This is a genomic window from Xanthomonas nasturtii (genome assembly GCF_023337365.3).
Lineage (GTDB): Bacteria > Pseudomonadota > Gammaproteobacteria > Xanthomonadales > Xanthomonadaceae > Xanthomonas > Xanthomonas nasturtii.
This window is the reverse complement of record NZ_CP142084.2, coordinates 4,804,230-4,830,647: the sequence shown is the minus strand read 5'-3', so window position 1 is coordinate 4,830,647 and position 26,418 is coordinate 4,804,230. Positions and strand designations below refer to the sequence as shown.

The following is a 26,418-nucleotide window of genomic DNA, read 5'->3' as shown; positions in this document are numbered from 1 at the left end:
CAAAGTGTGATCATCTGTTGCTGGCTGCGGCGCGCAGGAAAGCGCCGTGCTCGCAGCCCGGTAGTGAAAAGAGGATGGACCAGACTAGCACCGAGGGCAGGGTTTTCCCAGACTTATTCACAGGTCCATCCACAGGGCGTGCGCAACCTCACAGTCGCTAAAGCACGCAGGGAGTTGACCCGGCCCGCCGCGCTCCTATAGAATTTCCGGTTCTATTCGTCTCCATCCATGCAGAGGGCCCCATGGCCACCAAGCGTACTTTCCAACCCAGCAACCTCAAGCGAGCACGCGACCATGGCTTCCGCGCACGTATGGCAACCGCCGACGGCCGCAAGATCCTGGCTCGCCGCCGCGCCAAGGGCCGCAAGCGCCTGAGCGCTTGATTGCCGCGCCGCTCGCTGCGGCCGAGGCAGTCCCTAACGTGAACGCATCGAACCCGTGCAGGCGATTTCCTCGCTCTGCGCGGGTTCGTACGCGTGCGCAATATACGGTCGTTTTCGATACTGCACGTCGTACCTCGGACCCGTTGCTCAGCCTGCACTGGCGCACAGGCGATACGCCGCCGCGCCTGGGCATGGCGGTGTCGCGCAAGGTCGATACGCGTGCGGTGGGCCGAAATCGCATCAAACGCGTGCTGCGCGATGCCATGCGGCATCTGCTGCCCGAGCTGGCCGGTGGCGATTACGTGATCGTGGCGCGCTCGGCAGCGGCAAAAGCGACCAATCCACAGATTCGCGACGCTTTCCTGCGTCTGCTGCGCCGTGCCGGCGCATTGCCCCTGCCTGCTGCGCCCGGCACAATGCCGCCCGCCAGGACGATGCACCCATCCTCCCTTTCCCCGACAGAGCCGGAACTCTAGTTCCGACTGAGCGAGTTGCTGCCCGATGAACCAGACCCGTGTTTTCCTGATTTTTGCCTGGCTGATGGTCGCGGCGCTGCTGTGGATGGAGTGGGGCAAGGACAAGGCAGCTGCCAATGCGCCTGTTGCAGCTGCCACGCAATCGGTCCCGGCGGCGCGTGATCTGGATGCGGCAGCGTCGAGCGCCAATGTTCCCGCGGCGCAGGCCATTCCGCAGGCAGGCGCGCCCGGTGCGGTGCCTGCGACCAGCACCACCGCCGCGACGCCGGCCGCTGCTGGTACAGCACCGGTGGTGACGCTGACCTCGGACGTGCTGCGCCTGAAACTGGATGGCCGCAGCGTGCTCGATGCCGAACTGCTGCAGTTCCCGCAAACCAAGGACGGCACCGCGCCGGTCAGCCTGCTGACCGAAGATGCGGCGCACCCGTATAACGCCACCAGCGGCTGGGCCAGCGAGCATTCGCCGGTGCCGGGCGTGGGCGGCTTCCGCGCCGAGCAGCCGGGCACGGCGTTCGAACTGGCCAAGGGCCAGAACACCCTGGTGGTGCCGTTCGTATGGAATGGCCCCAACGGCGTGTCGATCCGCCGCACCTTCACGTTGGAGCGCGGTCGCTATGCGATCTCGATCAAGGATGAGGTGATCAACCAGAGTGGCGCGCCGTGGAACGGCTATGTGTTCCGCAAGTTGAGCCGGGTGCCGACCATCCTCAGCCGCGGCATGACCAACCCGGATTCCTTCAGCTTCAACGGGGCGACCTGGTACAGCCCGCAGGAAGGCTACGAGCGTCGCGCGTTCAAGGACTACATGGACGATGGCGGCCTCAATCGCCAGATCACCGGCGGCTGGGTGGCGCTATTGCAGCACCACTTCTTTACCGCATGGATTCCGCAGAAAGACCAGGCCTCGTTGTATGTGCTGAACCAGGACGGCCCGCGTGACGTGGCCGAGCTGCGTGGCCCGGCCTTCACCGTGGCACCGGGCCAGACTGCCAGCACCGAGGCGCGCCTGTGGGTGGGCCCGAAGCTGGTCAGCCTGATCGCCAAGGAAGACGTGAAGGGGCTGGACCGCGTGGTCGACTACAGCCGCTTCTCGATTATGGCCATTATCGGCCAGGGCCTGTTCTGGGTGCTGAGCCATCTGCACAGCTTCCTACATAACTGGGGCTGGGCCATCATCGGCTTGGTGGTGCTGCTGCGCCTGGCGCTGTATCCGTTGTCGGCCGCGCAGTACAAGTCCGGTGCCAAGATGCGCCGCTTCCAGCCGCGCCTGGCGCAGTTGAAGGAGCGTTATGGCGACGATCGCGTCAAGTACCAGCAGGCGACGATGGAGCTGTTCAAGAAGGAAAAGATCAACCCGATGGGCGGCTGCCTGCCGCTGCTGATCCAGATGCCGATCTTCTTCGCGCTGTACTGGGTGCTGGTGGAGTCGGTGGAACTGCGCCAGGCGCCGTGGTTGGGCTGGATCCAGGACCTGACTGCGCGCGACCCGTACTTCATCCTGCCGGTGCTCAACATCGCGATCATGTGGGCCACGCAAAAGCTGACCCCGACCCCGGGCATGGACCCGATGCAGGCCAAGATGATGCAGTTCATGCCGCTGGTGTTCGGCGTCATGATGGCCTTCATGCCGGCCGGTCTGGTGCTGTACTGGGTGGTCAACGGCGGCCTGGGTCTGTTGATCCAGTGGTGGATGATCCGCCAGCACGGCGAGAAGCCGAGCAAGATCATCCAGGCCAACGCCAAGTAATTGAAGAAGGCCCGCCGCAAGGCGGGCTTTCTGCATGTCAGCCCGCATCTGCTGCCTGTTGTCTCCCTCGCCAAGGACGCCGTCGTGACCACATGGCCGTTGCATCGCCTGTTGCTGTGCGCAAGTTGCGTCGGAATGCTTGCGCTGGCCGGCTGCGGCAAACACGACACCAGCGAGGCAGCTTCCGCTGCGAAGCCGTCTTCTGCCGCGGCCGCAGCCACGCCGGCAGACAAGGCCGGCGACGCCGTGCACGCATTGATCGCGCAACTGCGCGAACAGTTGGACCGGCACCGCCGCATCATCGTGTTGCTCGCCGATGAGGGCAAACAGACCCCACGCGATCGCGCCACCTCCAGCAGCGTGGGGCAGCAGTTGTTCCATGAAAATCTCGAACAGCGCGAGCGCATCGCAGCATCGTTCGAAGCAGTCCTGACGGCCAAGCAGGCGAGCCGGTTCGCGACGATTGCCGCGGTGCTGGACGAGGTGGAATCGGCGCCGGATCTCTACGATGCCGACCGCCTGGCGTTCGCCGAAGTGTTGCGTGACCTGCACACGCGCATCGGCCGCAACTCTGCACTGCCGGCGGTGAAGCTGCATCAGCGTATCGGCGAGGACCTGGAGGCGCTGGACGAGATCGAACGCAGCTACAACAAGGAGCTGACGCAGATCTTCAGCCGCTTCGACCGCAGCCGTGCCATCGTGCCCAAGCGCGAGAAGTGGGACGACTACGTGGCGCATCTGCGCACGCTGTACACGCGCGAGACCATCCTGCGCGACCAAGGGGTGGTGGAGCCGTACCCGTTCTCTGCGCGCGACAGCGACAGCGAAGTGTTTGGCCGCGACCTGCCCCCCAAGACGGTGGTGCTGACCTTCGACGATGGCCCGCACAAGGCCTACACCGAAGAGATCGTGGCGATCCTCAAGCGCTACGACGTGCCCGGGGTGTTCTTCGAAGTGGGGCGCAACCTGGGCAGCCTGGACGCGCAGGGCAAGCCCAACTTCACGCCGTTATCCAAGATCAGCCACACGCTGATGGAAGAAGGTTATGCGGTGGGCAACCACAGCCTGACCCATGCGCAGCTGTCCAAGACCACCGGCGATGCGCTGCGCAGCCAGGTGCTGGATACCGACACGCTATTGCGCGCGGTGGACGACACGCGTGCGCCGCTGTTCCGGTTTCCGTATGGCGCACGCAATGCGGAGGGCCTGCAGTTGCTGGGCGAGGCCGGCCTGAAATCGATCATGTGGAACATCGATTCGATGGACTGGGCCGACCCGGTACCCGAGTCGATCGTGCAACGCGTGCTGGATCAGGTGAACAAGGAGCAGCGCGGCATCGTGCTGTTCCATGACATCCACGACCGCGCAGTGAAGGCGCTGCCGCAGATTCTTGATCGTTTGATTGCCGACGGTTACCAGTTCGCCGGCTGGAATGGCCGCGACTTTTCGTTGGCGCGCGCGTCCAGCCCGGTGGCCGATGCGACGGTGACCACCGGCTATGCCAAGTCGTGGGCGATCGTGATCGGCATCGACGATTACGCGCATTGGCCCAAGCTCGAATACGCGGCCAACGATGCGCAGGCGATCGCCACGACCTTGACCGGCCCGTTGGGATTTCCCTCGTCGCAGGTGATCGTGCTCAAGAACGGCGAGGCGACACGCAACAATATTCTTGCCGCCTTTCATGACCGCCTCGGCGAAGGCCGTGCGCAGACCAACGACCGCGTGTTCGTGTTCTTCGCCGGGCATGGCGCCACGCGCCGGCTGGCGTCCGGGCGCGACCTGGGCTACATCATTCCGGTCGATTCGGACCCGGAGCAGTTGGCCAGCGATGCGATCGCGATGAGCGACCTGCAGAACATCGCCGAAAGCCTGCAGGCCAAGCACGTCCTGTTCGTGATGGATGCCTGTTACAGCGGGTTGGGGTTGACGCGCGGCGGGCCGAGCTCCAGCGCATACCTGCGCGAGAACGCACGGCGCATCGCGCGTCAGATGCTCACTGCCGGCGGAGCCGATCAACAGGTGGCCGATAGCGGCCCGAACGGGCATTCGGTACTCACCTGGGTGCTGTTGCAGGCATTGGCCGGCAAGGGCGACCTCAACGGCGATGGCTTGATCACCGGCACCGAGCTGGCGGCGTATGTGGCGCCTGCGGTGTCGGCGGTGTCGGCGCAGATACCGGCCTTCGGCAGCCTGCCCGGATCGCAGGGCGGCGAGTTCGTATTCCAGGTGCCCAGCGGCGAAGAATTCCTCACTGCCGATACCGCGCAATTGTCTGCCGATGCGATTGCGCTCAACAGCCGCGTGGATGCCACACGGCCTGCGCCCGCTGCAGCTGGTGCGGTGGCGGCTGCGGCGCCGGTCACGGTGAAAACCCTGCAAGGCGGCCAAGCCACGCTGGTGTTGCCCACCGTGGTGAAGAGCAGCGACCGCCAGCGCGCACAGCTGGCCAACGAACGTGGTTTGCAGCTGTACAAGGAAAAGCGCTACGCCGACGCGGCCGAGCAATTTGCCGAAGCGCTGAAACTGCGTCCGGACTTCGCGCTGGCAGCCAACAACCTGGGCTTTGTGTATTACCGTCAGGGGCGTTTCGCCGAATCGGCGCGCTGGCTGGAAAACACCTTGAAAATCGATCCGTCGCGCGCGGTGGCCTATCTCAATCTCGGCGATGCGTACGCAAAGGCCGGCGATCGCGACAAGGCACGCAAGGCCTATTCCACCTATCTGGAATTGCAGCCGCAGGGCAGCGGCGCTGCGCAGGCGCGCGCGCAGCTGCAATCGCTGTGACGGATGGTGATGGCCGACACTGTGCGTGCCGTTGCCGGGAGTACGCGATTGCTGCAATGGGTGCGTGATTTAGAACGACCCATGGACACGTGATACGCCGCTGAGCGCGCATCGTGTCAAACCCACGTTTTCTCTTTTCTCCATGTCAGAGCAGTGTCCATGTCGTCTTCCACTTCCACCATCGTTGCCATCGCCAGTGCTGCCGGAACCGGTGGTGTGGGCATCGTGCGCTTGTGCGGGCCACAGTCGGTACAGATCGCAGGGCAGCTGGGCGTTGCGCGTCTGCAGCCACGGCACGCGCACTACGCGCGCTTCCGTGATGCGCAGGGAGCGGTGATCGATGACGGCATCGCGCTGTGGTTCAACGCGCCGCACAGCTTTACCGGCGAAGATGTCGTCGAACTGCAGGGCCATGGCAGCCCGGTGCTGCTGCGGCAGCTGGTTGCCCGCTGCATCGAACTGGGCGCGCGTCAGGCACGTGCCGGTGAGTTCAGCGAACGCGCGTTTCTCAACGGCAAACTCGATCTTGCGCAGGCCGAAGCCATCGCCGACTTGATCGCGGCCGGCGATCTGCGTGCGGCGCGTGCGGCACGGCGCGCATTGGACGGTGTGTTTTCGCGGCGTGTCGATGCGCTCGCCGACAACCTGACCCGCTTGCGTATCCATGTGGAAGCGGCCATCGATTTTGCCGATGAGCCGCTCGATACCCTGGGCGGTAACCAGGTACGCGATGGCCTGAGCCAGGCGCGCACCTTGCTCGCACAGTTGCTGCGCGATGCCGAACGCGGACGCACGTTGCGCGACGGCCTGCATGCGGTCTTGATCGGCCCGCCCAACGCCGGCAAGAGTTCGTTGCTCAACGCGCTGGCAGGGAGCGATCGGGCGATCGTGACCGATGTCGCCGGCACCACCCGTGACACCTTGCACGAGTCCATCCAGCTCGACGGCTTCGAGTTGACCCTGGTCGATACCGCCGGGCTACGCGATGGCGGCGATGCCATCGAACGCGAAGGCATGCGCCGCGCGCGCGCAGAAGTGCAGCGCGCCGATTTGGCGCTGGTGGTGCTGGATGCACGCGACCCGCAAGCCGCACGCGACGCGATTGGCGATGCCATCGATGCAGTGCCGCGTCAGCTGTGGATCCACAACAAGTGCGATCTGCTCAACAATCCCGCACCACTGGACGCCAATGCGATCGCAGTCTCTGCAGTGACCGGGCAGGGACTGGAGCAGCTGCACACCCGCCTGCGCGAGCTTGCGCTTGGCGACCGCGTGGAAAGTGTCGATGGCGAATTCTCCGCCCGCACCCGGCACGTCGAAGCACTGCGTCGCGCCGAACATCACGCGGACGCCGCCGACCTGGAACTGGGTTTCGAACAACTCGAACTGGCCGCCGAAGAACTGCGCCTGGCCCACGAAGCGCTCGGCGAGATCACCGGCAAGCTGAGCGCCGATGAATTGCTGGGTAAGATCTTTTCGAGTTTTTGTATCGGGAAGTGATGTGTCCTACGCAAAGTGCAGCGAAGAACCTGCACCGCTACGCCAAAAAAATCCGGCCTCGAAAGAGGCCGGATTTGTATAACAAACACGCGTACTGCGAGTTAGAAGTCGTAACGCGCGGTCAGCCGGAACGAGCGCGGCGTCTGATAATTGACGTCGTTCAAATAATTCGGGCTGATCACATCGCGAGATGCTTCACTGAACTCGTTGTACTCGGTGACGCGATCGTTATTGAACAGATTAAACACGTCGAGCTTGATGCGCAGCTTGTTGTCGGCCCAGTTGGGGATGTATGCAGCCGCCAGATCGAAGGTCCAGGTCCACGGCGTACGCCCTTCGTCGCCACGCTGCCGTAGCACGCGGGTGCCTTCAGCGTTCAAGCAATAGAAGCTCGAACCGCTGTAGTTGGTCAGCGAGCCTTGGTCGGGCTGCGGGATGTCGTCCAGCGGGATATAGCCCTGGCAATTGACCGGACGACCGGACTGCAGCACCAGGTTCCCGCCGAACTGCCATTCCGGCGTGAGGTTATAGGCACCGAACAGCTTGAGGGTGTGCTGACGATCGTTAGGCGTCGGGCCATAGGTGCCATCGGTAAACAGGCGGTGGTCGAAGTCCTGCGTCAAGCCCGGATCTTCCTGCTCCAATGTGGAATTGACGTAGCCCTCAACATTGCCTCGCGTTCTGGCAAACGTGTATGAGCCCTGGAAGTTGAATTTCTCGCCGGTGCGCTCCCAGAAGAATTCCAGTGCGGTGTGGATGCGTCGATATTCCGGAAGACCGAGATACGACGCCGGCAGGGTTGCCAGTTCCACTTCGCCATCGCCATTCAAGTCGACATTAAGCGTGACATCGCTGCCTGGGTTAAGGAAGTAGCAGCTTGGCACCGAACCCGGATCGAAATCAGGATAGCCGTTATCGGCGGCCCAATCGATCCAGGGATTGGTGGTGCAGGTATCGTCCATGCCCGACTTCACCTCGCGGCGAATCATGCGCACGCCTGCCATCCAGTTTTCGGTCAACTGCAACTGCCCACCGAGAATGACTTCGTCCTGATACATCGGCGAGAGATTGGTGGATGCAACCGATGCCGGGTTTGGCGCAACCAGCGAGCCGTTGGTCTGGGTAGCGCCGATCTGCGCACCCTGGCCGACCGGCCGGCCGTCGGCTTCGCTCCAGCCGTTGACGAAGTACCAGTTGGACACGGTCGATTCCGCGCCCGTCGCACGAATACTCGAGTTGGTTGCGACGGGGATGTAGTAACGGCCTGCGGTGCCGAACAGCTTCAGGCTGGAATCGCCCAGCACGTCCCACGAAAAACCAAGTCGCGGGGCGAGCTTGTAGTCCGACTCCACCCAGGCGATACCATCGCCATTCTTGTTCTGGAATTTTTCGCCACGCAATCCGAGCACCGCGAGGAAGTCCTCGCTGATCTGCCAATTGTCTTCAAGATAGAAAGCGCTGTTGGTGTTTTCGTAGCTGGAGCTGCTGGTCTGATAGACGCGCGAGCGCGCATACAGTGAGCCGCGCGGCACCAGCTGACCGTTCACGGTGCGGCCCGGACGTCCGGCAAATGCGCCGGTGGCAACCGCATTATTGGGAACCAGGTAATACGCCCAGTTGATGCCGCCAGCATAGGTCTGGCCACGATGGCTGGATTCGTAGTTTTCCTGATCGACACCGAAGCGCAACCGGTGATCGCCCAGTACCCATTCGCCATCGACGCGGAAGGCCTTGCGGATGTCTTCATCAGGCTCGGCATTCAGATCGGCGATGGTGGAAATGGTGCCAGGGTTGCATCCGATAAATCGGTCGGTCACGTTGGTGGTCAAACCGAAGCTATAAGCCCAAGGGCACTCGCCGCCAGCCGGATTGGCAGGCAGGCGCGAGTCGATCAGGTTGCTCAGATAGCCGTACTGCGCCGACAGGGTGAAGTTGTCGGTGAAGTAGCCGGTGTACTTGAGGATGCCGACCTTGCCGCCGTTTTCCATCTCATAGCTTTCGATCGGTGACTCGTGCCTGCCGACGTTGTAACGGTTATCGCCGTTGGCATCGAGGTTGTATTCGTAAGTACGGTACTTGGTCTTGGCTTGGTTGTAGATGCCGGTGAATTCGACCAGATTGCTGTCGTTGATGTACCAATCGAGCTTGACCAGACCTTGCGGCGTGTCATCGCGAACCTGACGGCTTGTCAACGCGTAGAAGTTGTCTTCAGTCTCGCTACGTCCCTCCACCATGGCGAAGAAGAACAACCTGTCCTTGATGATGGGACCGCTGGCATACGCAGAGTAAATGGTGCTGTCGAACTGATCGTCGCTGCGGTACTGGTACAGCGGGTCTGACGCGTCGGGGTCGCGTTCGCGGACGTTCTTACCTGCTGCCGCGCCCCAGTCCGGCGCCCATTCCACGCTGGCGCCGTAATGCCAATCATTGGAGCCGGACTTGGTCACAATGCTGACGATGCCGCCCAGCGAGCGGCCATACTCGGCGCCATAGCCACCGGTCTTGACCTGCAACTGCCCGATGCCCTGGAACGGCACATTGGCAAACGACAGGAACGTGCGCATGTTGGTCACGTCGAAGCCGTTGATGTAATAGCCGTTCTCGGCCACCGACGAGCCGCCGAACGATGCGAGGTTGCCAGCGCCCAGGCCGCTATCGCCTCGCACCGCACCTGGCGCCAACAGTGCAACCGAAGACACATCGCTGGCCACCGGCAATGCAATCATCTGCTCGGCGGTGAAGACCGTGGTGGATTCAACCGACGAGACATCGATGGGATTGAGCGCGCCGGTGCCGATCACGTTGACCCTGTCCAGCGTTGTGGCATTGCTTCCGAACACGACCTGCGAGCCGCTACCGACCTTGACCTCGACTTCGCGCGTCACCCCGTCGGCGGTGACCACGTATTTGCCCGGCGGTAGCTGGCTGAAGCTGAATCTGCCGTCGGACGCGGCGGTGACCGAACGAGTGACACCGGTCTGCGGGCTCTGAATGGCAACGGTACTGCCCGGCTGCCCGCTACCGAAGATGGAGCCCACCGCACTCTGCGCCTGCAAGCCACCTGCCACACACATGCCCATTGCAAGGCTCAAGGCACTGCGCGCGATGTTCCTGGACAACGAACTACGAACCCCTGGACGCGTCATTCCTCTCTCTCCTGATGAATTACGCACAACGACCTCGAAACGTGGGACTCAGCTGCCCTGCAGCAGCTGAGGGGGAAGTGCGCTTCAAGCGATAGCAAGCTGAACGGCTGTCATATTCCTGAAGGCTGTCTGAAGATTAACCCGGGATTTACGGGAATGTCATCATTTTGGAACTTTTTTGTGAGCCAGCGCTTCTGGGTCGGGTATCGCCGAGCGAATTCGTGTACGCGAGGGCGACACTTACCCAGTCGTCCCCCGCTGTGGGCAGGGGCGTGGCTATCGCAGTAGCCGTCGCTCGTTCCCGAATCGGGCGCGTGGGCGGGTTTCCGGCCGGACGTCGAGCGTCGGCGGCTACGGACAACTAGCGCGGTACGGCGGCGTATGCCGCACGTCATCTGAGGTACCAGCGTCGGTTGGCCACTGTGGCTCAGTACCGATGGACTGGCTGTTGGCCGCAATCAGTAGCTACTGGATGGCGGCTGTGCCCAAGAGCGCGCGGCCGCTGCAGACGCGTGGCACGAGCGGAATGGCTCGAGGAAATCGGTATGCGCCAACGACGAGGCAGTAGGTACTCGAACGCGCGCCGCGGACAAACGCGGGCGCGCCAGTTGCTGACGCACCCAGCGCAGCTGTCCGAGCGCTATGAGTAAGCAAATTGCTCTATTCGACGCAGCATGCGCAGCCTGCACCGGCACCATACAAGCCGTTACATCCAGGCCGCGCACACGCCCTGCAAGACATCAGGCATCGTGCCGACGTTGCGGCGCTGTCTACATCACACCAGGCAGCACCGTCTGCAGCGCTTGGTTTTCCGCCTTGCACGCGGCCACCGTGGTTGCAGCGGCCTGCTTCGCCTGCGCCTTTTCGATCTCGCGGCGGGCGGCGGCCAAATCCTTTTCGAATGCTGGGTTGCCATGCAAGGCGGCGACAGTGGCGGCGCCCAGCATGCGGCCCTGGATGACATCGCTTTGCCAGTGCACATTGCAGACCAGGCGGCTGTCGCCGAAGGCGCGGCCGCGGGCGAGCAGGGCGTCGCGGTGGGGGGGGGCGATTTCCGACAGGATCAGGCCCCAGCTCCAGCCGATGGCGGTGTGGCCGGAGGGGTAGGAGCCGTTCTTGCGCAGGGCTGCGTCGTCGGCCGGGGTGCACATCGGTTGGTCGTTGCGCATGAACGGGCGCGCGCGTTGGTAGCGTGCCTTGGCGGCGCTGGTGCTGGTGCTGGCATCGCGCATGCTGCGCTCGAGCAGGCGCAGCAGATGCGGGGTGCTGGCCGGGTCGATCTGTACGCCGAGCGCGCAGCTGAAATGGCTCGCCGCGGCGGGGAAACCCAGCACCGCGTCCTGCGCGGCCAGCTCCCAGCGCGGGGTGCCGCGCAGCGCGAGCATGGCCTTGGCGATGGCCTCGTCGTTGGCGAGTGCGGCGCTGCCGTCCTGCGGCGGTGGTGGCACCAAGTGCAGACTGTCGGGTAGCTGGTCCTTATCGAGGTAGCCCCGCACGTCGGTGGCGAGCACTGAATCCGCCGGCTTTGCCGGTTGCCGCGCATTCGCCATGCTGCCGCTGCCGATCAGTAGGGCGACGGCAACCACGCCTGCCAGCGTCCGGTGAGAAGGGCGAGCAAGACGGTAGGACATGGGCGGATCCTCGACGCAACACAACGGAAGAGTCCGCAGATTACGAGGTACAGATGACACCCGCATGCCAGCGCAACGCAGTGGTGGCGCGGCAGGCGTAGCGGTTGTCGCCGCACTGTCATCTGTGCGTCGCATCGGCGCAAGACAGCTGTCGCACGCTTGCCGTCATCTTTTGACTCGTCCCCCATGCCGCTCATGCCCAAGACCCATCTCTTAAGTGCTGCCGTGTTCACCGCGCTCGCGCTGTCGCCGGCTGCGCATGCCGCCGATGCAGCTGCCGACGTGTCTGCCGATGCCTCCGCCAGCTCGGCCACCGTGCAGCAGCTCGATGCGGTGTCGGTGATCGGTCAGGGCGAAACGCGTCAGGTGCAGCGCATCACCCAGCAGGACATCCCGGTGTTGCCGCCCGGCACCAGCATCCAGAAGTTGCTCAACCGCATGCCGGGCGTGAACGTGCAGTCCAACGATGCGTTCGGTGCCAACGAAGAATCGCAGACGATCAGCCTGCGCGGCTTCAATGGCACGCGCCTGGGCTACACGCTCGACGGCCTGCCGCTGGGCGACAACGCCTACGGCAACTACAACGGCCTCAACATCAGCCGCGCGCTGATCGCAGAAAACTTCGGCGGCGTGGAGCTGGCCTCGGGCATCGGTGCGTTGGGCACGGCCTCCACCAGCAACCTGGGCGGCACCATTCAGTACTACTCTGCCGATCCGTCCAGCGTGTTTGGCGGGCAGGTGTCGCAGACGGTGGGGTCCGATGCCAATCGTCGTACCTTCCTGCGCGTGGATACCGGCGATTACAACGGGTTTTCTGCGTATCTGTCGGGCATCAACGCAGAGGCCGACATGTGGGCGCGCCCGGAATCGCCGACCACCACGCGGCAGTTCAATGCCAAGGGTGTGTATCAGTTCGATGGTGGCAAGCTGACCGCATTTGCGGACACCTCGCGGACCTCGCAGGCGGACTATGCGTACCTGTCCAAGAGCGGCATGGCGCGTGGTCTGGGCTGGGACTGGAACCTGTACGCGCCGGACTGGAACCGCGCCCTGGCCGCAGCGTATTGCGCGCCGGCCACGCGCAATGCGGCGCGTTGCGGTTTCAGCGGTGGCGTCGACAACATCGACGATGCGTATTACCAGAGCCGTGCGTTGCGCGACGACGACCTGTTCTATGTGGCCGGCGACTTCCAGCCCAACGATGCGATCAGCCTGCACACGCAGGTGTATCACCATGAAAACAAGGGCCAGGGCCATTGGTGGTCGCCTGGCCAGGCATCGAATCCGGGCACGCCGCAGGCATTACCGATTTCCATCCGCAGCACCAATTACTGGATCAACCGCACCGGCGGCATCGCCTCGCTGGGTTGGGAGCTGGGCCCGCATCATCTGGAAGCGGGCGTGTGGTACGAGCGCAATCACCACGATGTGGAACGCAATTTCTATTGGATCACCGGCCCGGTCAGCGACGACAAGTTCCTTCAGAACCCCAACCGCCGCTTGTTCTCGCAGAACTACGTGATCACCACCCGGCAGTTCTATGTGCAGGGCAACTTCAAGTTTCTCGACGAGCGCCTGAGCCTGGACCTGGGCATCAAGAGCCCGAGCACCGAAATGACCGCGCGCGAAACGCCGGGCGTGGCAGTGGAAGCACCGGTGGCGACCGGCTCGCTCAAGGCCAGCGAGTCGGTGCTGCCGCAGATCGGGCTGGGCTATCGCGTTGCCGAGGGCCAGGAACTCTTTGCCTCCTATGCGGAAAACATCGCCGCCTTCCAGGGCGGTGGTGCCGGTGGTCCGTTGCTGGTGACACAGGCCTCGTTCGATGCCAGCGTGGGCGCGCTGGAACCGGAAAAGTCGCGCACGCTGGAAGCCGGCTACCGCTTCGTGCGTGACCGCTTCGAGGCCTCGCTGGTGGGTTACGACGTCACCTTCGACAACCGCCTGCTCTCGCTCAACCCCTGCGCCAGCATCCAGCAGGGCACCACGCCGGCCTGCACCACGCGCTTCTTCAACGTGGGCTCGGTGAGCAGCCGCGGCGGCGAACTGACCGTGATCTGGAAGCCCACCAGCTACCTGCAGTGGTACAACTCGGCCTCGATCAACCGTTCGACCTACGACGATAACTATGTGCAGAACGGCGTGACCATTCCTACCGCCGGAAAAACCACGGTGGATACGCCCAAGCGCATGTTCGCCAGCGAAATTGCCTTCAATTACGCGAACTGGAACGTCAACCTGCGCGGCAAGTACACCGGGCAGCGCTTCTACACCTACACCAACGACCAGGGCTTCGGCGGCTACACCTCCTTCGATGCCGGCGCCGGTTACGACTTCGGCCAGGCTGGCGTGCTGCAGGGGCTCAAGCTCTCGCTCAACGTCACCAACCTCACCGACAAGCGTTACGCCTCCAACCTCACTGCGTTTGCCAACAGCGACCCGAACGGGCGGCAGTTGGCGTTCCATGCAAGCGCGCCGCGGCAGGTGTTCTTGACGCTGGATGCGAAGTTCTGAGCCAGGGATCGGGGAATCGGGATTGGGGATTCGTAATGGCGGGTCTTGCTGCTGCTTACGGATTTCCGATGCTGATGGACGCTGTTAGTTTTAGAGTGGCCGACAAGACGTAGCGCGTGGTTGTCAGGTGGATGCAGACGAAGCGGAGAAAGCGGGGTGTATGTGCCGTACATGCCGCACCGCCAATCGGCCGCGTTCGCCTGGCGATCATGCCTTGGTTTTGATGGCTGCTTTTTCGTTGGAGAGATGCATGATGCAGTTCGGTCGTCTTTGGTTGGTGGCAGCGATGATGGTTGGCATGAGCGGCCCGGCAATCGCCGAAGCGCCGTTGGCGAAAACAGTGCAGATCTTTGCGCACCGTGGCGCCAGCGCGTTGCGCCCGGAGCACACCCTGGCCTCTTACGCTAAGGCGATTGTCGATGGCGCCGATTTTGTCGAGCCGGATCTGGTGTCCACCAAGGATGGCGTGCTGGTGGCGCGGCACGAGAACGAGATTGGTGGCACCACCGACGTGGCCAGTCATCCGGAATTTGCTGCGCGCAAGGCCCGCAAGACCATCGACGGTCAATCGATGGAAGGCTGGTTCACCGAAGACTTCACCTTGAGCGAGTTGAAGACCTTGCGTGCGCGCGAGCGTCTGCCGCAGTTGCGCGGCACGCGCTGGGATGGGCAGTTCCAGATCGTGACTTTCGAGGAGATCATCGATTTTGTCGCGGCCGAGTCGGCTGCCACCGGCCGCACGATCGGGCTGATTCCGGAGATCAAGCACCCGAGTTATTTCACTGCGCTGGGGCTGCCGATGGAAGACAAGGTGCTGGCGATGTTGCAGGCGCATGCGTATACGCGCACGGCACCGGTGATCATTCAGTCGTTTGAGACCGGCAACCTGCGCTATCTGCGCGGGAAGATCGGGCGCACCCGCAATATCGGTCTGCTGCAGTTGCTGGGTGGCGCACAGATGGCGCTGCCCGATGCCGGCAAGGGCGACGCGCCTGCCACCTATGCGCAACTGATGACGCCTGCCGGGCTCAAGCAGGTTGCCGGTTATGCCGATGCGATCGGGCCGGACATCCGCGCCATCATTCCACTGGATGCGCAGCAACGCCTGGGCACGCCAACCGGCCTGGTACGCGACGCGCACGCGGCAGGCTTGCAGGTGCAGCCATATACGTTCCGCCCGGAGAATTATTTTCTGGCGGCCAACAACCGCAGCAGCGGCGCAGTGACCGAGCGCAATGACGCTGGCGCATTGGCCGAACTCAAGGTCTACCTGGATGCCGGTATCGATGCATTCTTTGCAGACGATCCGGGTCTGGCGCGGCATGCGTTGAGCGAGCATGCAGTGCGTTAAACGCTAAACGCACAAATGCAGTCTGTAAGAGCGCGCTTGCGCGCGATGACACCTTCCCGATGACGCCCCATCGCACGCCAGCGCGCTCCTACGTCCCGGGCGGGCGCTCGCGCGGCGGGAAATGCAGCACCACGTTTTCCGAGTCATCGTCCTGACGCTGCCAGAGCACGGGGACCTGACGCGGCGGCGGCGGTTCCAGCACGTCGCGTTCGGCGTTGCTCACTTCCCAGGCGGCGTCTTCGTCCTCGTCGTCCCAGCTGTAACGTGGTTTGGCCTGTTGTGGGTCGCGCAGGCGCAACAGCAGCGCGGCGATCAGGCCGGCCACTGCACCGCCCAGATGCGATTGCCAGGACACGCCGGCTTCGTGCGGCAGGATGGTCATCAGCATGCCGCCGTAGAACAGGAAGGCGATCATGCTGGTGGCAATCGCCGGGCGGTCGCGCCGCAGCAGGCCCAGTACGAACACCAGAAACATCAACCCGTGGGTCACGCCGCTGGCGCCCAGGTGGCGGCTGCCGGGCTCGCCCAGCAGCCATGCGCCCAGGCCCGAGCCCAGCCACAATAGCGGCAGCGCCATGGCGGTGGCACGCGGATAGACGCTGCCGGCCAGCGTGCCCAGGATCAGCAAGGCGGCGGCATTGGCGCCCAGATGCGCGAGCGAGCCATGCAGCAGCGGCGCGGTGAGGATGCCGAGCAGGCCGTCGGCCTGTAGCGGGGCCACCGCCCATGCGCGCCAGTCGAACATGCCCTGCGCGGTGAATACCGCCACCAGTAGCAGCACGGCGGCCAGACTGACGTTGAAGGCACGCAAGACCCGGGAACGATCCAGTCGATCTTGCGAGGTGGTGTCGGCGGCAACAGGAGGCAGTGTCATACCTTCACGGATGGCGTCGCGCGGATTTTTTACAAGCCTCTCCAACGCGGGATAAGCAGGCCCGGCGGCGGGATAATCCAATCCCGGCGCCGATCGTTGGCGTATCAGCCTGCGCCGCATCACGGATGATCTGTTGCTTGGCTGCAGGGCCCTTGCCCGCCCACCATCGCGGGACACGCTGCAAGTACGTCCTTGTAAGCTCTTACGCGGCATCCATGCCGCGTAAGGTCCCGCGGCGGTGAGCGGGCAAGGACCAGTGGAGATGGTCGGTGCGCATAGTTGCCAGCAGTGCAGGCTGAGCCACGATTCCCGATTCCCGATTCCCGGCCCCTCAGTGCCCGGCAGGCTTGGGCGGGCGCAGCAGGCTCAGCACGATGGTGGCAATCAGGATCGTCACCACTACGCCCAGCGAGACCAGCACCGGGATCTTGTACAGATCGATGATCATCATCTTGGTGCCGATGAACACCAGGATCACCGCCAGCCCGTACGGCAGCAGGTGGAAGCGGTCGGCCATGCCGGCCAGCAGGAAGAACATCGCGCGCAGGCCCAGCACCGCGAACACGTTGGAGGTGAGCACGATGAACGGGTCGGTGGTGATCGCAAAGATCGCCGGGATGCTGTCCACCGCGAAGATCACATCGATCACCGCAATCAGGATCAGCACCACAAACAGCGGGGTAAACCAGCGCTTGCCGTCCTTGATCACGCTGAGCAGGTTGCCGTGGTACTGCGGGCTCAGGCGCAGGTGGCTGCGCATCCAGCGCAGCACCGGGTTGCTCTCCAGATCAGGCTCCTTGCCGGCGGAGAACCACATCTTGATCCCGGTCAGCAGCAGGAACGCGCCAAACACGTACAGCAGCCAATGGAACTTGGCCAGCAACATCGAGCCGGCGAAGATCATGATCGCGCGCAGGACAATCGCGCCCAGCACACCGATGATCAGCACGCGCTGGCGCTGTTCTTCGGGCACGCCGAAGTAGGTCATCACCATCAGGAACACGAAGATGTTGTCGACCGCCAGCGATTTTTCGACCAGGTAGCCAGTGAGGAACTGCAGCCCGATCTGATCGGCCTGCGCATCGCCCATGCTGCCCTGCAGGTACCACCACAGCCCGGCATTGAAGGCCAGCGCCAGCAGCACCCAGCCGATGCTCCACCAGGTGGCTTCCTTGAAAGTGACCTTGTGCGCGCCACCGTGGCGCATCAGCACCAGATCGATCAGCAGCGCGGCGATCACCACCACTCCGAACCCGCCCCATAACCAGACATTGCCAATGGTTTGCATAAAAGAATCCCGAAAAGTGAAAAAACGACCTGGACAGCCGGTTGGGCTGAGGCCTTGTGACACGGAAATCGTGGATTCCGGGTGACGAACCTTCGCCTGCGCGGCGAAGGTCTCGCTCGCAACCGGTGCGGACCGGTTGCCGTTGCACCGGAGCACTGCACATGGCGGGCTCGTAATGACGGCGACAACGTTGGGAGCTACTCCCCTTCTGCGCCCGATTCTGCGGGCCCGGCGCAGGCACGTCAATCCAGCCGGATACAATGGGCCGATGAATACTCCAGTCCCTACCGTCCGTCTCAAGAATGCCTGGCGCTCCAGCCACCCGTGGATCTTCCAGAAGCTGGTGGAAAAGCCCGCCGCCAAGCCCAAGCCCGGCACGATTGTCGAGGTGGTCGGCGTGGATGGCGAGTGGATCGGCCGCGGCTTCTACAACGGCCATTCGCGCATTGCCGTGCGCATCCTGGAAACCGACCAGTCGGTGCCGGTGGATGCCGGCTGGTTCTCGCGCAAGATCGCCGCGGCAGTGAGCCTGCGCCGCGACTGGCTCAAGCTTGACGCCGTGTCCGACGCCTGGCGCGTGGTGCACAGCGAAGGCGACGGTCTGTCCGGTCTGGTGGTGGACCGCTACGGCGACCTGGTGGTGGTGGAGTTCTTCGCTGCCGGCATGTTCCGTCACCGCGAATGGATTTACGCCGCGCTGCGCGAGCAGTTCCCGGGCTGCCGCTTCCACAGCTTTGCCGACGAACATGTGCAAAAGCAGGAGAGCTTCGATTTCCACAGCAACACCACCACCGAAGCTGCGGTGATCACCGAGCACGGCATCAAGTTCCGTGCCGACCCGGCCGGCGCGCACAAGACCGGCTTTTTTGCCGACCAGCGCGACAACCGCCAGTGGCTGAGCGAGCAGGTGGAAGGCAAGAGCGTGCTGGACCTGTGCTGCAACACCGGCGGCTTTGCGGTGTATGCCGCCGCGCGCGGTGCGGCCGAGGTGCTGGGCGTGGACATCGACGAAGACGTGATCGCCATTGCCAAGGGCAACGCCAAGCTCAACAACGTGCGCCCGAAGTTTGTGCAGGCCGACATCTTTCCATGGCTGCGCGATGCGTCCAATCGCGGCGACCAGTTCGATGTGGTGATCCTGGATCCGGCCAAGATGACCCGCGACCGCGAGCAGGTGATCCCGGCGCTGAAGAAATACCTGGACATGAACAAGCTGGCGCTGGGCGTGGTCAAACCCGGCGGTCTGTTCGCCACCTTCTCGTGCACCGGCCTGGTGGCCGAGCAGGAGTTTCTGGACATGCTGCGGCGCGCGTCGTATTTCTCCGGGCGCACCATCCAGATCCTGAAAGTGGCCGGCGCTGGTCCCGATCACCCGTTCATGGCGCATGTGCAGGAATCGCGCTATTTGAAGGCGGTTTTCTGCCGCGTGGTGTAAGCGCGCTTCGCGGCTGAGGACGCGGTTTGCCGCCTTGCAGGAAGCGTCTTCAGCCGCGCGATGCGATCGCCGGCAAGTAAGGATTCAAGGTAGACATCCGACCAGGAACAGGCAGCCGATGACGTCCAGCGACCAAGACGAACGCAAGGCCCTGCGCCGCTTGCTGCGCGAGATCGAGCGGCCCAATGCCAGCCTGCTGGCCAGCAACTGGCCGGTGTTCGGCGTGTGGCTGCTGTTTTCCGGGGCCTTCATGTACCTGTTCCAGACCGGCGACGGCTCGCCGCTGCACCCGCTGGTGCTGGCGCTGGGCTCGACCTGTCTGGGCGTGTTCGGTGCGTGGATCGTGTTCCGCTCGGTGTGGGCGCGGCAGTGGCCGCACGTGCGCGAGCATGTCGATGTGGAAAGCGTACGCGCGCGCCTGGCCGAGCTTGGGGATTGAGCTGCAGCACGCGTGGGCGTGCACGCGTGCTGCAGGTTGCAAGCTCATCGCCTCATTGCCGACTCACCAACCCGCCGGGCGTGCGGTGATCTCCGGCACCGCCTGGCGCAGGTCGGCACCGAATTCGGGGTTGCGCATCGTCTCGCCGTCGGCATAGCCGTAAAACACGCCTTGCGTGGGTGTGGTGCCTTCGCGCAGTTCGATATCGCCACGCACCTGGGTGGTGCCGGCAATGTTCACCGTGCCGAAGGCGCCCGGCCCCATGAAGCTGGTGTTGGCGTGTGCGTTGCCACCGATGGTGGCGCCCGGATGCCACACGGTGATGCCACCCAACACTGCATTGCCCTGCACGGTGCCGCCCATGACGGTGGCGCGGCCTTCGATGCGGGCGTTGCCCAGCACGCTGCCGGCCAGTACCCGCGCACGCGGGCCCACATAGGCGGTGGAGGCGACATTGGCGGTATTGGCGACCCAGCCGCCGCCGTTGGCATGGCGACGCCCCACCGGGGTGGGCGTGGGCGCGTTGGGCTGGCTGCCGGCCGGTGCGGCGTTGGTCAGCGTCACGCTCCACGGATAGCGGTAGATCGCGTAGTAGGACTGGTCCCACTTGATCTGCTGCATGCTGCTGGGCGCGCCCATCACCATCAGATACACCGCGCGGTCGCCGCTCTTCAAGGCCACCGTGACGCTGGCCTTGGCGCCGCGTTGCAGGGTGCTGTAACGCGCCTTGCCGGCACTGTCGATGGCCACCACGCCCCAGCGCCAGTCCGAATCCGGGTTGGGGATGCTGGCCGGGTCGGTGGCCAGGCCGGGCAGGCTGGCCACCGCCGGCGCGCTTTGCACCTGGCCTTCGAAGGCGACCTTGATGCTGGGGGCGCCGCTGGCCGGGACCAGTTGCACCAGGTTATAACCCCAGCGCTGCGGGGCCCATTCGAACGGTACGCGGTAGCGGTTGGCCTGGCCCTCGACCGGGTCGAGCGCGGTCATGCGCAGCGCGCGGTCGCGGTTGTCCCAATCCTGGGTGCGCTGCGGGTCGAAGGACAGGTTGCTGCCGTAACGCGCGCGGTACAGCGCGCCCGCATCGCTGCCATCGGGGTTGGTGTAGTCCCAATTGACGTTACGCAGGGCCCAGTCGCCGAATACATCGTTCATTTGCGCCTGCGTCCAGCCCATGTTGGCCTTGATCACCGAAAACGGATCGGCGCTGCGGCGTGCCGGGTCGTCGATGCGCGGCGACTTGCTCCATAGCTCGTTGATGATGGAATAGCCGTGGCGGTTCTTCAGGTACTCCATGAACTGCCAGTTGCAATAGCGGTTGCGCGTGGAGCCCAGATACAGGTGCGGGTAGTTCACCAGCATGCTCGAGCAATGCACGTCGCTGTTGTGGAATTCCGGCAGCTGGTGGGTGAGCCAGTTGGCGTGCGATTCCCAGATCCAGCCGGTGTAGTCGGACTCCTGCAACCCGCCGGCCTGGTATTGCAGGGCATGGATGAGCTCGTGCGCCAGGCCCCAGTGGTCGCGTAGTGCGGCCGGTGCCATCCACATGCCCATGCCGCCGCTGCCGGTGGCACCGCCGCTCAGGCCGAAGCTCGGGTCCAGATGCAGGTTGGCCTTGTATTTGGTGGCGCTGCTGCAGAACGGCTCGGGAAACTGCAGGCGGTTGATGAAGGTGTCCCAGACCATTTCCAGATGCTCGCCGGCCGCGCGCAGGTCGGCGTCGGACACGCCGTTGCCGTTCCAGCGGAAGGCGAAGTGCGCGGTTTCGTAGCGCACCGCCGGCATGCCGGCTTCGGTAGTGCGGGCGACCCAGCTGCCGGCGGTGCAGCCGGCGGCACTGGCGGTGGATGCGCTGCACAGGCCGGCGGCGATCAGGCCGGCGCTCAGCAGGCCTGTGGCCAGGCGAGGAGTGGGGCGCCGCCAGGGCAGGGCGCGCGATGCGGTGGACATGGGTGGTTCTCGCAGAAGGAATGGGGTGCGCACACGCAGCCGCACACACGCAGGGCTGCGCAGTGTCGAAAGAACTTGGGGGAAGGCCGCCGGCTGCGGTGGCCGCGCAAGTGTGCGCAGCCGCGCAGCGTGCGCAATTGCTTTGCAGGTGTATTTTTCAGAACTGCAACGCGCGCATCGCTCGTGCTGTGGCGCGGGTTGGAGTTGCAGCACGCGCAGTGCCCTACGCAGCGCCGCAGCGCGCGTACGGCAGGCCGCTATGATCGGCCAACCCCCACTGCCTGTGAGATCGCATGCACCTGCGCTCGCTTTCGTTGTCTGCTGCGTTGTTGCTGGCGGCCGCGCTGCCCGCGCACGCGCTGGAGTTTTCCAAGGCCGAACTGGCACGCGCCACCGCCCTGCAACAACGTCTGGTCACCTTGGACTCGCATCTGGACACGCCGGCCAATCTGGAGCGCGCCGACTTCGATGTGCTGCAGGCACATGCCGGCAACCGGCTGTCGCAGGTGGATTACCCACGCATGGTCGAAGGCGCGCTGGATGGCGGTTTCTGGGCGGTCTACACCGGGCAGAGCAATCGCAGCGCGGCCGCGCACCTGGACGACCGCGATGCCGGCCTACAGCGCTTGTTGAAGATCCACACCCTGGTGGCTGCGCAACCGCAGCGCTTTGCACTGGCCACGGTGCCGGCCGATGCCGCGCGCATCAAGGCCGCCGGCAAGCGCGTGGTGTACATCAGCATGGAAAACGCCAGCCCGTTGGTGGCCGACCCCACGTTGTTGCGCTTGTACTACGCGCAGGGGCTGCGCTTGATGAGCACGGTGCACTTTCTCAACAACGAGTTCGCCGACTCGGCCACCGACCCCAAGGGCGCCGAGTGGAAGGGCTTGAGCCCGGCCGGCAAACAGCTGGTGCAACAGGCGCAGGCGCTGGGCATCGTGATCGACCAATCGCATGCCTCCGATGCGGTGTTCGACCAGTTGATTGCATTGTCGCCGGTGCCGATCGTGCTCTCGCATAGCGGCGCGCGCGCGGTCTACAACCACCCGCGCAACATCGACGATGCACGCCTGAACGTGCTGGCCGCACATGGCGGGGTGATCCAGGTCAATTCCTACGGCGGCTATCTGGTCGACAGCGGCGCCAGCCCCGAGCGCAAGGCCGCCGAAAAGGCGCTCACCGACCAGTACGGCGGCTGGGAGCACGTCAAGATCGCCGACGGCACGCGCCTGAGCGCCGCGCTCAAGCAGCTGGATGCGCGCCACCCGATCAAGCGCGCGACCGAAGAAGATTTCTTCGCCCATCTGGAGCATGTGCTCAACGTGGTCGGGCCCGAGCACGTGGGCATCGGCATGGATTGGGATGGCGGCGGTGGCGTGGTCGGCCTGGAAGATGTCTCCGACCTGCCGCGCATCACCGCCTGGCTGCTGCGCAAGGGCTACACCGAGCAGCAGATCGCCGGCATCTGGGGCGGCAATCTGCTGCGGGTGATGGGCCAGGCGCAGGACTATGCCGCGCGCAATCGCACGTCCGGCTCGGGCGATGGGGTCAAGCGCTAGGGCCGGGAGTGGGAGTCGACAACGGCGGCCAGCGCGATGCAGCCATGCGACATCGCCGGCTCCGACCGTGGGGATGCCAGTGCGGTGTGCGTGTGCATCCTTGGTGTGATCTGCATGCGATCGATGCTGGTTGCTCTGGATCATCCGGGCAGTGTCGCAGCCCGGATCTGGCCGCTGTCGATGTTTCGTCTGGAAATTATGCGCAGGCAAGTGTCGAGGCAGCCGCCAAGGATTGACTGCTATGCTCCACCAAAGGCGTGGTGATGCTTCGCGCCCTAGCAGCGATACTCACACGCTATCTTGTGGGCGCAGCCTGATGCGATTCATGCATTCCGCGTGCCAGCTCTTGCTGCTGTGCCTGCGTCCGTTCCTGCGCAATGGCCTGGTTGGCGGCCTGTAGCTTTGCGTCCGACTGTTCCAGGGGCATATGAATCGCCTGGTCGATAGAGACCGCTACGCGCTTATGGGTTGGATCGTCGATGCGTCCTTCGATCGCGACGAGGTTGCCGTTTTTGCCCATCAACACGTGGTCCACGCGTTGCAGTGCATTGGCTGCGAGCGAGGTATTGCCAGCGTTTGGATAGCGCTCACGATTGTCCTTACACGCCGCCAGCAGGCAGCGGCTGACGCGCTCGCTCATGGCGTCATAGGGTTTGCCCACGCTCTCATCGATCTTGGCAACGCCTCCGCGGATCTGCTTCAACATGGCGTGATCGGGATGTTGCGGATCTTGTGGGCCCGACGCTTGCGGCCGTGCGGGTGCGCTATGGCTGCGTGTTGCTATGTCTTCCTGCGCTTTTTCCGAGGAAGGGTCCGCGCTGTCGTGGTTTTGCATACGCGGCGCAGTGACATGGAGCGTTTCCAGCGTTGTGATCGGTACGGCAGAAGCCGGTGGTCCAGGCTGTGCAGCTGTGCGCTGTGCCGCCAAGGTCTGGGCCGCATAGGTTCCATCGAGCTCCGGCTTCAAGTTTCCCTTGGCCTGGCTGTCCCAGAGCATGCCGTCATGCGTCCATTGACCGTCTTTCCCACGTTCGTAGAGCTCGCCGTCTGAGCCGACGATCCGGCCAGGATGTTTCAGCGCATCATGCACTGCGGCGGGCATGTAGCCATGACGCTCCCAACCATTCTGCGCGTAGCTGTCTTTGTAGTGCGCGGCCATCGCTGCTGGCGTCTGCATCGCGTTCTGCTTGATGATCTGCTGCGAAACCTCATCAAGTTGCGCCGCACGCTGAGGGCTGGCCGTTTCGGTGCGCGTGCTCATTGTGCGATCGATCAGCCCGTCGGCCACCTGGCGCGTCCATTGCTGAGTGTCCGGGTTGTGTACCCATGGCGCCTCGCGCAGGCTTCGGGTGTCGTGCGCGTTAGCCGGTTGGGTATACGGGTCCTTGTTTGGTGGCGGCGAGCCCAAAGCCAACTCGATGGACGTACCTGACGCTTTGTACGTCAACAGGTCTGACACTTCCGGCGTCGCAACCTCTGTTCGCGTCTTTTGCAACGGTACACCGGCTTCGCCGAAGGCGATGGCAGCTGGATCGACTTCGCCGGTGCCGACGTCTCGCGCCCACCGCGCCCCGGACGGATGATTTTCGAGGCGCCAGGTATTGCCTTGCGCGTCTTGTTGATGGGACATCCGGTGGTCGTTGATGGCATCGGCAAGTTTGTCGCCGCCCACGGCACCAACAATGCCGCCAATCGCGCCAGTGACAAGCAAGCCCGGGCCAGACTCCACACCCAAGACGGCGCCCATGCTTGTGCCGAGCACAGCTCCGCCAACAGCGCCAACATTGCGCGTGGCGTAGCGAGTGACTTCTGCATCGGCAGCGGTGCTGTTGCCCTGGGCATCCAGTCGCGCGGTGTTTCTTGCCGTAGCGCCCAGGTCGTACACCGCCGCCGCCGCTCCTACGACACCCAGCCCACGGACCGCGCCTGAGGCGAGCCTGCGTGATGCCGTTGCCTCAGCGCTGAGCGCCGTTTCCCCGACACTTGCGGCTGGCACATCGAGCCCCGTTGGCGCGTGAACCATGCCCGACGCAGTGAGTTCTGCGGAGGGTTTGAAGGGCGTTTGCTTTAATTCAAGACTTTCTGCGAATTCCCGAGAGAACGTAACATTGTTGATCTGTGTGCCGATGCTCTCGGGCGTAACAAAGATGCCTTTGGGCGCAGCCTGGATAAAGCGTGTCTGCACTTCCGGCAGCACAGCGCCCGCGCCACCCTGTGCATACAGCGCCTGCAACTTGGAAATCGGTTGTCCACCCAACGAAGTGACGTTGGGATTGTTCAGCACCGCAGGTACTTCGACCTGGCCGAAGACGCGCTCTAGGTTGGCTGCAGAAGCAACGACTCTGATATCGCCGCGCAGCGAACTTGCGAATTCGTGGGAGGCTTCGCCCCAGAGGCATTTTGATAAGGATGTGGGGCTCTGCGGTGGTGCCTTTGGGTCACCGTACAAGAAGGACGCGGCAGACTCATCAGCCAACTTCGGAGGTAGTCCCTGCTCACTAAAGATATCTCGTGCTTTTTTTGTTATGGCATCCTCAGCTTCCTTCAAGAACTGTGCGCGTGGTGTGTCGTTAATGATAGGAAGGCCTGTATTATCAGAAATCTCAACAGCCATGATTTCTGAGGGAACGTCCCCAACCCAACGGCTGTATAAAACTCCACCTTGATCACCGGCTCTCGCTGAAAAAGACTTAGCGATTGTAGAAATTTCATCTAGTGATTTTGCGTTTTTTACAAGTGAGATCGAAGTGGCTTGGTCGCTCATCAGTGATCTCCAGCTCGTTCAGCTAATTTGATTAGCGCCCAGCCCTTGGTGAACGCTATCTTCCCTGTGAAGATGGATCCAGAGCTGTCACTGATGACCGACGGCTTATCCTCAAGCTTAACTCCAGTTTCAATTAAATGGACGACGAGATTCTTTAATAATTCAATCTCATCATCGGTGAAAGCTCGGGCAGACGATGCGGTAACCGGCATGCCAACTTGTAGTTTCAGCGAAAATCCAAAGGAGACTATCGCTAAGTCATAATGCGTGTCATCTATATGCCAGTCGCGATTTATCTCTCCAAAATATTCTTTGCCATCGATTTCAATGGCGAAAGTGTCGTGACGAAGCTCGTCAGCGCCACGGATGCCTCCAGAAAAACGTGCCCGACCCTCGGGGAAATCCATCCATTCAAATGTCGATGGCATCTCAATTCCTTTCTTGTTGGATCCAGGTGGTATGGCTTATCGAACTGGGCGATAGGTAATGATCGTTATGCTACATCGATTCCATGCCTAAGCTCTTTACTTGCTGGAGGCGTTATCCTGCCGAGGTGCTTCGGCTAATACTGCTCGTACGA

Annotated in this window: 17 protein-coding genes and 1 other RNA gene; 10 read left to right on the top strand and 8 right to left on the bottom strand. The window is 63.3% G+C overall.

The window, feature by feature from the left end:
* Positions 1–242 precede the first annotated feature (242 nt).
* From rpmH to mnmE, 5 genes are all read left to right on the top strand, one after another.
* Positions 243–383: a 50S ribosomal protein L34 gene (rpmH, locus tag M3O59_RS21130; protein WP_002805908.1), complete on the top strand. Its 141-nt coding sequence runs from the start codon at positions 243–245 to the stop codon at positions 381–383.
* A gap of 38 nt (positions 384–421) precedes the next feature.
* A complete protein-coding gene (gene rnpA, locus M3O59_RS21125; protein ID WP_081419453.1) occupies positions 422–859 on the top strand; it encodes a ribonuclease P protein component in 438 nt (145 codons plus the stop codon).
* 25 nt (positions 860–884) lie between these two features.
* Positions 885–2,606 carry a membrane protein insertase YidC gene (gene yidC, locus M3O59_RS21120; RefSeq protein ID WP_064629575.1) on the top strand — a complete coding sequence of 574 codons (1,722 nt, stop codon included), beginning with the start codon at positions 885–887 and terminating at the stop codon, positions 2,604–2,606.
* A gap of 84 nt (positions 2,607–2,690) precedes the next feature.
* A complete protein-coding gene (locus M3O59_RS21115; RefSeq protein WP_116906019.1) occupies positions 2,691–5,393 on the top strand; it encodes a polysaccharide deacetylase family protein in 2,703 nt (900 codons plus the stop codon).
* Positions 5,394–5,552: 159 nt separating this feature from the next.
* Entirely contained in the window at positions 5,553–6,893 is a 1,341-nt protein-coding gene (gene mnmE, locus M3O59_RS21110) for a tRNA uridine-5-carboxymethylaminomethyl(34) synthesis GTPase MnmE (RefSeq protein ID WP_116906010.1), read from the top strand.
* A gap of 101 nt (positions 6,894–6,994) precedes the next feature.
* Here the strand turns inward: mnmE and M3O59_RS21105 are convergent, their stop codons facing one another.
* Positions 6,995–10,039, bottom strand: coding sequence for a TonB-dependent receptor (locus M3O59_RS21105; RefSeq protein ID WP_116906009.1), 3,045 nt, complete (start codon positions 10,037–10,039; stop codon positions 6,995–6,997).
* Positions 10,040–10,809: 770 nt separating this feature from the next.
* Positions 10,810–11,670 carry an acid phosphatase gene (locus M3O59_RS21100; protein WP_116906008.1) on the bottom strand — a complete coding sequence of 287 codons (861 nt, stop codon included), beginning with the start codon at positions 11,668–11,670 and terminating at the stop codon, positions 10,810–10,812.
* Between the two features lie 195 nt (positions 11,671–11,865).
* On the opposite strand from M3O59_RS21100, the gene M3O59_RS21095 reads away from it, so the two are divergent.
* The gene (locus M3O59_RS21095) at positions 11,866–14,181 is read left to right on the top strand and encodes a TonB-dependent receptor (RefSeq protein WP_116906018.1); all 2,316 of its coding nucleotides are present in this window, start codon (positions 11,866–11,868) and stop codon (positions 14,179–14,181) included.
* A 97-nt stretch (positions 14,182–14,278) separates the two neighbouring features.
* Here M3O59_RS21095 and M3O59_RS21090 read toward each other — a convergent pair.
* A non-coding RNA gene (locus M3O59_RS21090) (sX9 sRNA) lies at positions 14,279–14,354 on the bottom strand.
* Positions 14,355–14,431: 77 nt separating this feature from the next.
* Between M3O59_RS21090 and M3O59_RS21085 the strand changes: the two genes are divergently transcribed.
* The gene (locus M3O59_RS21085; RefSeq protein WP_064629581.1) at positions 14,432–15,532 is read left to right on the top strand and encodes a glycerophosphodiester phosphodiesterase; all 1,101 of its coding nucleotides are present in this window, start codon (positions 14,432–14,434) and stop codon (positions 15,530–15,532) included.
* Positions 15,533–15,620: 88 nt separating this feature from the next.
* Here the strand turns inward: M3O59_RS21085 and M3O59_RS21080 are convergent, their stop codons facing one another.
* Complete coding sequence (locus M3O59_RS21080) at positions 15,621–16,406, bottom strand: rhomboid family intramembrane serine protease (RefSeq protein ID WP_116906007.1); 786 nt, start codon at positions 16,404–16,406, stop codon at positions 15,621–15,623.
* A 331-nt stretch (positions 16,407–16,737) separates the two neighbouring features.
* Positions 16,738–17,694 carry a TerC family protein gene (locus M3O59_RS21075; protein ID WP_064629585.1) on the bottom strand — a complete coding sequence of 319 codons (957 nt, stop codon included), beginning with the start codon at positions 17,692–17,694 and terminating at the stop codon, positions 16,738–16,740.
* Positions 17,695–17,962: 268 nt separating this feature from the next.
* On the opposite strand from M3O59_RS21075, the gene M3O59_RS21070 reads away from it, so the two are divergent.
* A complete protein-coding gene (locus tag M3O59_RS21070; protein ID WP_116906006.1) occupies positions 17,963–19,129 on the top strand; it encodes a class I SAM-dependent rRNA methyltransferase in 1,167 nt (388 codons plus the stop codon).
* 118 nt (positions 19,130–19,247) lie between these two features.
* Positions 19,248–19,568 (top strand): hypothetical protein, encoded by a 321-nt coding sequence (locus tag M3O59_RS21065; RefSeq protein WP_064629588.1) that lies wholly within the window; start codon positions 19,248–19,250, stop codon positions 19,566–19,568.
* Positions 19,569–19,631: 63 nt separating this feature from the next.
* On the opposite strand, the gene M3O59_RS21060 is transcribed toward M3O59_RS21065, so the two are convergent.
* Entirely contained in the window at positions 19,632–21,515 is a 1,884-nt protein-coding gene (locus M3O59_RS21060) for an Svx/AvrXca family virulence/avirulence protein (protein WP_116906005.1), read from the bottom strand.
* Positions 21,516–21,808: 293 nt separating this feature from the next.
* On the opposite strand from M3O59_RS21060, the gene M3O59_RS21055 reads away from it, so the two are divergent.
* Complete coding sequence (locus M3O59_RS21055) at positions 21,809–23,074, top strand: dipeptidase (RefSeq protein ID WP_116906004.1); 1,266 nt, start codon at positions 21,809–21,811, stop codon at positions 23,072–23,074.
* A 295-nt stretch (positions 23,075–23,369) separates the two neighbouring features.
* Here M3O59_RS21055 and M3O59_RS21050 read toward each other — a convergent pair whose 3' ends face one another.
* On the bottom strand, positions 23,370–25,838 hold the full coding sequence (locus M3O59_RS21050) for an XVIPCD domain-containing protein (RefSeq protein ID WP_309544542.1): 2,469 nt from the start codon (positions 25,836–25,838) through the stop codon (positions 23,370–23,372).
* The gene (locus tag M3O59_RS21045; RefSeq protein ID WP_147308503.1) at positions 25,838–26,266 is read right to left on the bottom strand and encodes a hypothetical protein; all 429 of its coding nucleotides are present in this window, start codon (positions 26,264–26,266) and stop codon (positions 25,838–25,840) included. Before M3O59_RS21045 ends, M3O59_RS21050 begins: the two co-directional genes overlap by 1 nt.
* Between the last annotated feature and the right edge of the window lie 152 nt (positions 26,267–26,418).

Coding starts and splice junctions, on each gene's coding strand:
- rpmH (WP_002805908.1), top strand. CDS start 243: ATGGCCACCAAGCGTACTTTCCAACCCAGCAACCTCAAGCGAGCACGC.
- yidC (WP_064629575.1), top strand. CDS start 885: ATGAACCAGACCCGTGTTTTCCTGATTTTTGCCTGGCTGATGGTCGCG.
- mnmE (WP_116906010.1), top strand. CDS start 5,553: ATGTCGTCTTCCACTTCCACCATCGTTGCCATCGCCAGTGCTGCCGGA.
- M3O59_RS21105 (WP_116906009.1), bottom strand. CDS start 10,039: ATGACGCGTCCAGGGGTTCGTAGTTCGTTGTCCAGGAACATCGCGCGC.
- M3O59_RS21100 (WP_116906008.1), bottom strand. CDS start 11,670: ATGTCCTACCGTCTTGCTCGCCCTTCTCACCGGACGCTGGCAGGCGTG.
- M3O59_RS21095 (WP_116906018.1), top strand. CDS start 11,866: ATGCCCAAGACCCATCTCTTAAGTGCTGCCGTGTTCACCGCGCTCGCG.
- M3O59_RS21085 (WP_064629581.1), top strand. CDS start 14,432: ATGATGCAGTTCGGTCGTCTTTGGTTGGTGGCAGCGATGATGGTTGGC.
- M3O59_RS21080 (WP_116906007.1), bottom strand. CDS start 16,406: ATGACACTGCCTCCTGTTGCCGCCGACACCACCTCGCAAGATCGACTG.
- M3O59_RS21075 (WP_064629585.1), bottom strand. CDS start 17,694: ATGCAAACCATTGGCAATGTCTGGTTATGGGGCGGGTTCGGAGTGGTG.
- M3O59_RS21070 (WP_116906006.1), top strand. CDS start 17,963: ATGAATACTCCAGTCCCTACCGTCCGTCTCAAGAATGCCTGGCGCTCC.
- M3O59_RS21065 (WP_064629588.1), top strand. CDS start 19,248: ATGACGTCCAGCGACCAAGACGAACGCAAGGCCCTGCGCCGCTTGCTG.
- M3O59_RS21060 (WP_116906005.1), bottom strand. CDS start 21,515: ATGTCCACCGCATCGCGCGCCCTGCCCTGGCGGCGCCCCACTCCTCGC.
- M3O59_RS21055 (WP_116906004.1), top strand. CDS start 21,809: ATGCACCTGCGCTCGCTTTCGTTGTCTGCTGCGTTGTTGCTGGCGGCC.
- M3O59_RS21050 (WP_309544542.1), bottom strand. CDS start 25,838: ATGAGCGACCAAGCCACTTCGATCTCACTTGTAAAAAACGCAAAATCA.
- M3O59_RS21045 (WP_147308503.1), bottom strand. CDS start 26,266: ATGCCATCGACATTTGAATGGATGGATTTCCCCGAGGGTCGGGCACGT.